The sequence below is a fragment of the Microcoleus sp. Pol11C3 genome (assembly GCF_036701485.1).
Classification (GTDB): domain Bacteria; phylum Cyanobacteriota; class Cyanobacteriia; order Cyanobacteriales; family Microcoleaceae; genus Microcoleus.
In genome coordinates, this window is the sequence record NZ_JAUBQW010000018.1 from 18,470 (window position 1) to 28,941 (window position 10,472).

At 45.6% G+C, this 10,472-nt stretch carries 8 protein-coding genes; 3 read left to right on the forward strand and 5 right to left on the reverse strand.

From position 1 onward, the window contains the following. Together QUA40_RS07020 and QUA40_RS28955 are read left to right on the forward strand one after the other, a co-directional pair. Nucleotides 1–1,532, forward strand: a 1,532-nt coding sequence (locus tag QUA40_RS07020) for a HEAT repeat domain-containing protein (protein ID WP_333123243.1), incomplete at its 5' end; no start/stop codon positions are given. Between the two features lie 85 nt (nucleotides 1,533–1,617). Then, on the forward strand, nucleotides 1,618–1,719 hold the full coding sequence (locus QUA40_RS28955) for a hypothetical protein (protein ID WP_445301127.1): 102 nt from the start codon (nucleotides 1,618–1,620) through the stop codon (nucleotides 1,717–1,719). On the opposite strand, the gene aspS is transcribed toward QUA40_RS28955, so the two are convergent. The 3 genes from aspS to QUA40_RS07035 form a co-directional block, all read right to left on the reverse strand. After that, complete coding sequence (gene aspS, locus QUA40_RS07025; protein WP_333123246.1) at nucleotides 1,709–3,496, reverse strand: aspartate--tRNA ligase; 1,788 nt, start codon at nucleotides 3,494–3,496, stop codon at nucleotides 1,709–1,711. The two genes, QUA40_RS28955 and aspS, sit on opposite strands and share 11 nt — an antisense overlap. A 266-nt stretch (nucleotides 3,497–3,762) precedes the next feature. Continuing rightward, nucleotides 3,763–4,368 (reverse strand): hypothetical protein, encoded by a 606-nt coding sequence (locus QUA40_RS07030; protein ID WP_333123247.1) that lies wholly within the window; start codon nucleotides 4,366–4,368, stop codon nucleotides 3,763–3,765. Nucleotides 4,369–4,745: 377 nt separating this feature from the next. Further along, complete coding sequence (locus QUA40_RS07035; RefSeq protein WP_333123250.1) at nucleotides 4,746–5,375, reverse strand: macro domain-containing protein; 630 nt, start codon at nucleotides 5,373–5,375, stop codon at nucleotides 4,746–4,748. A gap of 113 nt (nucleotides 5,376–5,488) precedes the next feature. Here QUA40_RS07035 and crcB point away from each other — a divergent pair, with 113 nt between their 5' ends. Further along, nucleotides 5,489–5,902 (forward strand): fluoride efflux transporter CrcB, encoded by a 414-nt coding sequence (gene crcB / locus QUA40_RS07040; RefSeq protein WP_333123254.1) that lies wholly within the window; start codon nucleotides 5,489–5,491, stop codon nucleotides 5,900–5,902. A 350-nt stretch (nucleotides 5,903–6,252) separates the two neighbouring features. Here the strand turns inward: crcB and QUA40_RS07045 are convergent, their stop codons facing one another. Both QUA40_RS07045 and QUA40_RS07050 read right to left on the reverse strand, forming a co-directional pair. Beyond that, nucleotides 6,253–7,212: a diguanylate cyclase gene (locus tag QUA40_RS07045; RefSeq protein ID WP_333123256.1), complete on the reverse strand. Its 960-nt coding sequence runs from the start codon at nucleotides 7,210–7,212 to the stop codon at nucleotides 6,253–6,255. 10 nt (nucleotides 7,213–7,222) lie between these two features. Beyond that, nucleotides 7,223–10,318, reverse strand: a complete 3,096-nt coding sequence (locus QUA40_RS07050; protein ID WP_333123259.1) for a response regulator — start codon at nucleotides 10,316–10,318, stop codon at nucleotides 7,223–7,225. Between the last annotated feature and the right edge of the window lie 154 nt (nucleotides 10,319–10,472).

Below are 10,472 nucleotides of genomic sequence, written 5' to 3' on the forward strand. Positions count from 1 at the left end.
GGGCGGCAGAGAGTTTGGGGAAAATCGACCCAGGAAATCCTCAAGCGATCGCAGCTTTAATCAGAATTCTGGAAACTACTGACAATGAACTTACCCGTTGGGGGGCGGCATACAGTTTGCGGGAAATCGACCCAGGAAATCCTCAAGCGATCGCAGCTTTAATCAGAATTCTGGAAACTACTGACAATGAAGATACCCGTTGGCGGGCGGCATACAGTTTGGGGAAAATCGACCCAGGAAATCCTCAAGCGATCGCAGCTTTAATCAGAATTCTGGAAACTACTGACAATCAACATACCCGTGGGCTGGCGGCATACAGTTTGAGGGAAATCGGACAAGGAAATCCTGAAGCGATCGCAGCTTTAATCAGAATTCTGGAAACTACTGACAATGAAGATACCTGTAGGCTGGCGGCATACAGTTTGCGGGAAATCCGACAAGGAAATCCTCAAGCGATCGCAGCTTTAATCAGAATTCTGGAAACTACTGACAATGAACTTACCCGTATGGGGGCCGCAGAGAGTTTGGGGGAAATCGGACAAGGAAATCCTCAAGCGATCGCAGCTTTAATCAGAATTCTGGAAACTACTGACAATGAAGATACCCGTAGGCGGGCGGCAGAGAGTTTGGGGAAAATCGACCCAGGAAATCCTGAAGCGATCGCAGCTTTAATCAGAATTCTGGAAACTACTGACAATGAAGATACCCGTATGGGGGCGGCATACAGTTTGGGGGAAATCGGACAAGGAAATCCTGAAGCGATCGCAGCTTTAATCAGAATTCTGGAAACTACTGACAATCAACATACCCGTGGGCTGGCGGCATACAGTTTGAGGGAAATCGGACAAGGAAATCCTGAAGCGATCGCAGCTTTAATCAGAATTCTGGAAACTACTGACAATGAAGATACCTGTAGGCTGGCGGCATACAGTTTGCGGGAAATCCGACAAGGAAATCCTCAAGCGATCGCAGCTTTAATCAGAATTCTGGAAACTACTGACAATGAACTTACCCGTATGGGGGCCGCAGAGAGTTTGGGGGAAATCGGACAAGGAAATCCTCAAGCGATCGCAGCTTTAATCAGAATTCTGGAAACTACTGACAATGAAGATACCCGTAGGCGGGCGGCAGAGAGTTTGGGGAAAATCGACCCAGGAAATCCTGAAGCGATCGCAGATTTAATCAGAATTCTGGAAACTACTGACAATGAAGATACCCGTTGGCAGGCGGCATACAGTTTGGGGGAAATCGGACAAGGAAATCCTCAAGCGATCGCAGATTTAATCAGAATTCTGGAAACTACTGACAATCAACATACCTGTGGGCCGGCGGCATACAGTTTGAGGGAAATATTAACCACACCCAAACAATATGCAGATGTCGTCTCGGCCTTAAAAGACTGCCTCAGTAATGACGTTTACCAAAACAACTTTGACCGATTTGATGAATGCTACAAAGTCGTTTGGGACTGCGCCGCCAACCTGCCCTATCCCCAATTTTATCAAGCATGGCACGGTTTAACCGAAAACTAAACCTCCCCCCTCGCCCAACTCCCCCAACTTCTGCAAACCCAACTCACCGAAACCAACCTCCACGCCTTCCCTCCAACTCCTCTGCATCGACAGCAGCAAATTCGATAACCGCGATCGCCCCGCCGCCGACATCTACCTGCAACTAATGAAGTCGCAATTATCAAGGTGTTTCATACTTATGACTTAGGCGTATAAGTCGATCGCACTTGCAACTCCTTCAACTGCTTCTCATCAACCCCAGCCGGCGCATTAGTCAGCAAACAACCAGCCTGCTGCGTCTTCGGAAACGCAATCACATCGCGAATCGATTCCTCACCAGCCAACAGCATCACCAAGCGATCCAAACCGTAAGCAATGCCTCCGTGGGGCGGAGTTCCATACTCAAACGCATCCAACAAAAAGCCAAACTTATTGTAAGCTTCCTCAGTCGATAAGCCGATCGCCTCAAACACCTTTTCCTGAACTTCCCGCTGATAAATCCGCAGAGAACCGCCGCCGACTTCTGTACCATTTAACACCAAATCGTAAGCTTGAGCTCTCGCAGTTTTCAAATCATTAATATCGTCAGGATGCGGCGCAGTAAACGGGTGGTGCAATGCTTCCAAACGCTTCTCATCAGCGTTCCATTCAAACATCGGGAAATCAGTCACCCACAGCAGATTCATCTTGTCTTTGTCAATCAATCCCAATTCGTTACCGACGAACAAACGCAATCTATCCAAAGTCTTATTGACAGTTGTCACATCAGCCGCTGCGAATAACAACAAATGACCTGGTTGCGCGCCCGTGCGATCGAGCAATTCCTGTTTTTGTGCTTCCGTCAAATTATCCTTAATTGCGCCGATCGTATCAATTTCGCCATTCTCCCGCACCCGGATGTAAGCCAATCCCTTCGCACCCGCTTCGCTGGCTTCCTTAAACAAATCGCCGCCCGGTTTAATCCGCACATTAGAAATCGCCTCATTCCCGCCCGGAATCGGCAAAACTTTCACAATTCCGCCCGCAGCAACCGCCCCGGAAAATACCTTAAATCCCGAATCTTTCATCAAATCGGAAACATCGACTAATTCCAAACCGAAGCGAGTGTCTGGTTTGTCGCTACCATAGCGATCCATTGCTTCTGCGTAAGTCAAGCGCGGAAAAGGACGGGGCAATTCTACGCCTTTGACACTTTGGAAAATCTGGGAGACTAAACCTTCGTTTAATTCGAGAATTTCTTCTAAAGACATGAAACTCATTTCCATGTCTAATTGTGTGAATTCCGGCTGTCTGTCGGCGCGCAAATCTTCATCGCGGAAACAGCGGGCAATTTGATAATATCTGTCTAAACCCGAAACCATTAACAATTGTTTGAACAACTGCGGCGACTGCGGCAAAGCGTACCATTCGCCCAAATTGACGCGGCTGGGCACTAAATAATCTCTCGCACCTTCAGGAGTCGATCGAGTTAAAATCGGTGTTTCAACTTCAATAAAACCTCCCACATCTTCCAGGTGGCGACGCATAGCTTTGACAACTTGGTGGCGAAGCTGCAAATTGCGACTCATACGATCGCGCCGCAAGTCCAAATAGCGATATTTCAGCCGCAAATCTTCCCGCACGCTTTCGGTATCCGCCGTCGCCACCTGAAACGGTAACTGTTTGCGAACCGCATTTAACAACTCAATTTCGTCAGCATAAATTTCCACCTCACCCGTAGGCAATTTCGGGTTGAGGGAATCTTCGGGGCGGCTGGTGACTCGCCCGGTAATTTTAACCACGTATTCGCTGCGTAAAGCCTCAGCCCCGTGATAGGAATCGGGGGTGCGTTCAGGATCGCTGACAATTTGCACAATACCCGATCGATCGCGCACATCCAGAAAAATCACCCCGCCATGATCGCGGCGGCGATCCACCCAGCCGTAAAGGGTGACAGTCTCTCCGATGTGTTCGCTTCGCAGTTCGCCGCAGTAGTAAGTTCTCATAATTGGGGGTTGTGGACTAAAAATAAAGCTTTTTAATTATGCAGTATGCCTGAAACAGTTGCTGAATGCAAATGCAGGTTCAATAGCTAATAGCCCGCTGGGGGTTCAAAACCCGGCGGGCTGTACTTTAGACTTATTGCACAAATCATTGATTGATAGGTCAACCGCAGATGGAGGCAGATAAACGCAGATAATTCCCACAATAACAAACGAATGCCTGCAATTGATGTCTCATCAACGATCGCCAGACTGTTGTGGCAAATCTTCTAGGAATCTCCGCGATCGCTGCGAGACTTGTCAACAAACGCCGTCAGCGCGTTCCACGCAGACTTAGCCGTCTCTGTCAAGCGAGTGCCGATCGACTCAATTTGCCTCACAATAAGGTGCCAATTCTTTTCAGCTTCCGTGTGAATGTGGTCAACAGCTTGTTCGATGCGATCGCGTTCGATCAATTTATTTTGTTCCACCGCTTCTCGCGCTTGTCGCACTGCTTTCAAATAAGCTTCGCGACTGACTTCGCCGGCATCTTGCACCTGCGCTTGCGCCCGCGTTTTAATCGCATCCACCACCAGCCAATTTTTCTCAGATTCTTTTTTAATCAGCCTGACTGCTGCTGTGACTCTCTCGTGGGCAAGTTCCTTATTTTCTTCGATAGCCTCGGAGGCCTTATTCACAGCTTTTAAATAAGCTTCGCGGGTGAGTTCGCCCGCTGCTTGCACTTCGGCGGCGGCGCGTTTTTTAATTGCTTCAAACAACGCCGCAGTTTCTGCGATCGCCTCATCAGTCGCGTCGGGCATCTCTTGTTTGACGATCGCCGTTGTTTCGAGAGTTGCCTCTAAAACTGGTTCTTCGGTTACTTTTGGATCTGTCATATCAATCTTCTCCTGTGGTAGTAAACATTTTGAAAAAAACTAACAGTCCCCGGAGGCAAAATTTGTATGTGTAGCGCCAGAAGCAATTCTGGCATTTAATACTTTGTACCTGTAGCGCCAGAAGCAATTCTGGCATTTAATAAGAACTAGGCAATTGTTGTTCCAGCTTTATCAACTTTTGTATCCGCGCTTACCTAGTTGGAATGACCTCAGTTCTATTACATTATATCTACCAAAGTTGATCTCGTGTGTAGGATACCGCCAACTTGCAGGTACGGTTTAGCGCACTTAAATTTGCGATAAGTCTCTATACCTAAAAAAACACACACTAATAAACTTGGTTTCTCACCACAATAAAACGGGCCAATTTAATACTTTCAATTTTCCAACTGCAAATCTTCGCTCTCGTCCCTATATAACAAGTGGTGACATCTTTGAGCGTGCAGTAAAGATTGAGGAAATTCGTACTGAGATAAAAGGATATCTTCGAGCGCAACTTTCATTTGATTGGCGCAGATATGTGGCGGCACTTTGCCCATTCCCGTACCCATGCCGGGAATAGCGATCGTTTCAATGATATGTTTGACTGGCGTTCCATCTGGGACTGAGCCAAATTTTACGAGAGTCAAAATTGCGCGGGTTGCTAGATAAACATTTACTGTTTCTCTTAAAACTGTGGGAACGCGCATAATTGGTGCAGCGATTAAATAGGGAATTTCAGCATGATCGGTGTCTACAATTTCTGCCATTCCTACTAAGAGTTCGCCATGATGTCGAGCCTGAATTAGTTTTTGCAAGCGTTCAAGAACCTGCCCTCCAAAATATTCCGAAATTTCTAAATCTAAGCCGTAGTCCATGAAACCAAAACTATTCCCCGGACTAACAATAGCATCGCATTTTACATCAAATATTGAACCGTGATGTATCTTTACATTTTCCATACTGCCGCAAGTGCTTTCCCACGCTTTAACTAAACCATCGTCTAAGGTAGCCAGCACAATTTGCATAAATACTCTCTCTTAATTTTAATTGCGAACAGCTAGACCGAGCGCCAATTTAATCCTACAATACTTTCCATAAGTCCGCTGAATCTCGAACTCATCTCAATTTTAACTAGCAAATGTCCAAGAGCTGTATGCTGCAAGACCCGAATCTCCGCCACCCGATCGCAATTAGTTTAGGTGCCGTTGCCGGCGCTTTGAGCCGCTATTATATCACCTTGTGGTTTGCCAGCCGTTTCGGTACGGCTTTTCCCTACGGAACTTTTTTTATTAACATCACGGGTTGCTTGGCTATGGGATTTTTTATCACCCTCGCTTTTGAACGGGTGGCGACTATTCCGTCGGAAGTCCGGTTAATGGTAACAACGGGCTTTTTGGGAGCTTATACTACTTTTTCAACTTACGGTTTAGAGACGAATGTCTTGTGGCGCGATCGATCTTACAGCATCGCCGCTTCTTACTGGGCTGGCAGTGCCATACTCGGAGTAATCGCCGTTCAGTTTGGTATCATTTTAGCACGAATTGGTAAATAGATAACATCGATGATTTGTGAAAATAATACCAGTTAAAAAAAAGAATGCAATTGTAGGCAAACACCCGACCCATAGAGCATCAGTCTGTCGATTTGATATCGAGTTTTTGGACAATACCGACGACATCTTTCTCTCACACCCTTAACCTAATACAGTGAGGGGTTTTAACTGGGTTGCCACCCTGTCAGGTTTAGGTATAATGATCTGTACTGCCTGGTGTTTTCCGACTGAGGGGCTAAAGTCTTCAAGCTGTTTCCCTATCTTGTTTTCAGTTTACTATTTATCGGTCAATCTCACGTTTAATAAATAATGCTTCTTGGGATCCGATATCGCTGTTCTAAAAAGAACGGTTAACAATTTAAACAGCGTTTGGTGCGTTTATGCTCGTACATAAGTTTGTCAGCTTTTGCCACCAATTGTTCTAAGGAAAATTCATTATTTAAATCCCCAGACTGCACACCAAGACTTATTGATATATAAGCTCGCTCGGACTTTTGATTAAAGCGCTCTATATTTTCTTGCAGCCGAATATAAAAATTATATAAATCACCCGAAAACGTAGGAATAAATACAGCAAATTCATCTCCTCCCAGTCGAGCCACAATATCCGCATCACGAAAGGTTTGCTTCAATATTTGAGCTGCATCAACGATTACTCTGTCTCCCATTTCATGTCCGAAAGTGTCGTTAATTTTTTTCAAACCATCTAAATCAGCGAACAAAATAAAATAGGATGTGTGCGTGCGTCGAGCAATTTTTAGTTGTTGGTCTGCTAGTAAAAAGAACCCCCGTCGGTTATATAATCCAGTTAATTCATCGGTCACGGATAGCTGCCTTACTTCTGCTTCTGCCCTCAGACGTTCCTCGATTTCGTGTTCTAAACGTTTATTTTGTTCTATCAGTTGTTGGCGTTGCTGTCGGATCAGTAATTGATTTTTTACTCGCATCAGCACTTCCTGCTCTTGAAAGGGTTTGGTAATATAGTCTACACCGCCCAGTTCAAAGGCTTGTACCTTGTTTTCCACTCGTTCGAGCGCACTGATAAAAATAACCGGGATTTCAGCACTCGCTTCAGATGCTTTTAACTTTTTGCAGACTTCGTACCCATTCATCTCCGGCATATTGATGTCAAGTAAAATCAGAGCCGGCGGGTCGCGATGAACACCTTGGAGTGCCATTCTACCGTTGAGGGCTTTACGGACAATATAACCCTGTGACTCTAGGATTTTAGCTAACAACCGCAGATTGTCTGGCGTATCATCCACGATCAGAATATTCGTTTGGGCCGCCAGTTTGAGTAGAGTAGTCATGGTCTTATTCCTAAGTCTTGGTGAGAGTTGCGATCGCTTCAAGCTGAAAGTTATCGACCAAAGAAGTCATCGCCTCGATGAAATCTTGTTGATCCTTGGGAATTTGAGTGATAAGTTGATAAAGCTTATTATCACTAAGATCGAGTGCTGCTTCATGAACTTCTGCAATCCACTTGGTTGGCATGGTTTTCAACCCAGGAGTAAATATCTTTGGTGCCGAAGTTGATGAGTCTGGCGAAACTTTTTCGGCGTAGCAGTAGCGGACGCCCAAGTGATGAGCTATTTTGTCGAATAGTGTGTCTTCAGTAAAGGGCTTGGCAATGTAGTCATCGCAACCGACTTCCAGGCTGGCGATACGATCGTCTTCAAAAGCATAGGCAGTGAGGGCAATGATGCGTGTAATTTGTCTTTTGTCCTGTGACATTTGCCCTGAGTTATCTGCTGATGACTCATGACTCATGACTAATGACTGTTGCGCTCGAATCTGTCTCGTCGCCTCATAACCATCCATGACAGGCATTTGAATGTCCATCAAAATCAGGTCAGGGTGCCATGTTTGCCAATGATCGATCGCCTCTACCCCATTTTCCACCGCACACACATCAAACCCAACTGACTCCAGCAGCGTCACCAGCAGTTGCCGATTTTCTGGAACGTCTTCTACTACTAGAATTCGGTAGATAGGTTGGCCAGGTTCGATCGCGATAATCCGATCGCTAATTTCAGGTTCCTCTAAATTAACGGAATCTGGTAGTTCCAAAACGACTTGGCAGGTAAAAGTCGAGCCTCGATTCAGGGTGCTTCGCACGGTGATATCGCCTCCCATCAAACCCGCAAACTCACGACTGATAGATAATCCTAAACCTGTTCCTCGATCGTGACGACCGCGATTTGTTTGCATGAAAGCGTCAAAAATTGATTCTAAATCTGAGGGAGAAATGCCAGATCCGGTATCCTCAACTTCGAGACACAGGGTAATAGTTGGTTTAATATCGGGTGGATTAGTGGCGCGATCGCGATTTGTGCCGGATGCCATATCATCTGATGAAAAAGCTCGTCCGCGTAGCACTATCTTTCCTGCTGTTGTAAATTTGATCGCGTTCCCCAGCAAATTAATCAAGATTTGACGAAGTTTTGCTTGATCGCCACAGATATAACGCGGGACAGTAGCATCCCACTCGCTGCTCAAATGTAACCCTTTCTCAGACGCTTTGAGGGTGAACATCTCGTTAATAGAACCCAGCAGTCGATGCAGATTAAAACAGCTTTTACTCAGCACCAATTGCCCTGCTTCAATTCTAGACATTTGCAAAACATCGTCGATCAATGTCAGCAGGTGTTCTCCACTACGGGTAATGATCCCTAAATGTTCTTGAAATTCTTCTGGAATATAGGGGCTGCGGTTCATAAGCTGGGTAAATCCCAGAATGGCGTTGAGTGGCGTTCTGAGCTCGTGGCTCATGTTGGCAAGGAACTGGCTTTTGGCACGGTTGGCTATTGCTGCCCTTTCTGCAGCGTGTTCTAGAGCAGCTTGCGAAAATTCTAACACCGCCAGCATGAGGATATGTCTCATTTCGGCGGCAGCTTCTAACTCTGCAACCTGCCACGGATAAGACATATCCCGCACTGTCTCTTGCCACAGTTCAAAGGATTGGCGGGGACACAGGTGCATTTTTCCAATTTCGTCGATCGACACAGCATCCTGTGGATTACCTGCCCAGTTTATGGTTTGAATTTGTTCGGGTCGGAACCAAAGGATGTGGTATGACTTTTGTATGGCGTAGGATAGGAAGATTGAGATTGCTAAAACACCGCTAGCTCGCTCTTTGAATTGCTTGGCTTGGGGATACAACTGAGACAAAGAAGCTGTTGCAAACACTCGTTCTTTGTTCTGTTCCAGTAACCATTGCAGGAGTTCGTAAACCTCAGCTTCAGATGGTGTTTGACCCACCAAGGTCAGACGACCATCGAGCATAATTGCAGCTCCCTGAGCCTGAACTAAATCTAGCAATTGAGAAGCATTTTCGGTCAATACCTGTTCGATAAAATTAGAATCTTGCCGGAATGCCTGCTGAAGTTGATCCTGAATAGTTTTCGCCTGCGATCGGTAAACGTTCAATTCTCGCTCTTGCAGATGTACCAGTTCGATCGAGGCAAATTGTCCTAAAAATTCACAGGTTTTGCGAGTTTCGTAATCTACCAATCGCGGGCTGTAATGGTGACAGGCAATTAATCCCCAGAGGCGCCGATCGTCAATTAACGAAATCGTCAGTGTCCCAGCAACTCCCATATTCTGCAAATATTCAATGTGGTAGGGAGATACTCCCCTTAACACACACGCACTTAGATCCTGGGGTATATCAGTTACGGGATGCTTGGTGGGAATTAGGCGGGCCGGGGTGTAATTGATATTGGGAATTTGGCGCACCCAGTTGCGGTAAAACAATTTACGGGCGGGTACGGGAATATCGATCGCCGGGTAATGCAATCCCAGGTAGCTTTCTAGATAGCTTTCTTTCTCTTCAGCAATCACCACCCCATGGTCATCGGCTTCAAAGCGATAAATCATCACGCGATCGAACCCGGTCAGGGCTTTTACTTCTCTAGCAATGGTTTGAGCTAAATCCGAAAGATCGATCGCACTGCGAAAGTTGAGGATAACTGTTTGCAGACGCTGATAAAAATCGATTGAATGATTATTTTCAATAGTTAAGTGGGGTTCGAGCTCCAGAATTAACTCATCTGGTAGCTGATGCAGTGTGCTTCTAAAGGTTTGAATTTTGCCTTCTTTTAGAGGTATTTTTAGATCAAAACTATTATGAATGTTGAGTTCTTTCTGATTGAGATACCTGACCATTTCTTGTACTTGATCGTGACCCCATAAGCCGGGCAATGGCTGACCTAGCAAATCTTCGGCAGAAATGCCAAAAAACTGTTCAACATTTTCGCTAGCTTGTAAAATATTGAGGCTGTTTCCTTGCATCAATAAAACGATTCCGTGGGGCTGAATCTGACCGGGAGCATACACGGATTCTTCACTGCATTCTTCTAAACTTGTTAAATTGAAAGAAGTGATTTGGGATAATTGGGCAACGTTTTGATCCATTTTATGTCACTTATAATCAATAAAAATTAAGCATTCGTTTTTGTCAAAAACTACCAAAAAGTGGTTTTGTTTCTGTGCACTGTTCCTAATTACCTAGTCATAATCTAACCTTTTACTGCTGAACAGCTTATGAGTCCAATGGACAAATTTCCGT

Coding starts and splice junctions, on each gene's coding strand:
- aspS (WP_333123246.1), bottom strand. CDS start 3,496: ATGAGAACTTACTACTGCGGCGAACTGCGAAGCGAACACATCGGAGAG.
- QUA40_RS07030 (WP_333123247.1), bottom strand. CDS start 4,368: ATGACAGATCCAAAAGTAACCGAAGAACCAGTTTTAGAGGCAACTCTC.
- QUA40_RS07035 (WP_333123250.1), bottom strand. CDS start 5,375: ATGCAAATTGTGCTGGCTACCTTAGACGATGGTTTAGTTAAAGCGTGG.
- crcB (WP_333123254.1), top strand. CDS start 5,489: ATGTCCAAGAGCTGTATGCTGCAAGACCCGAATCTCCGCCACCCGATC.
- QUA40_RS07045 (WP_333123256.1), bottom strand. CDS start 7,212: ATGACTACTCTACTCAAACTGGCGGCCCAAACGAATATTCTGATCGTG.
- QUA40_RS07050 (WP_333123259.1), bottom strand. CDS start 10,318: ATGGATCAAAACGTTGCCCAATTATCCCAAATCACTTCTTTCAATTTA.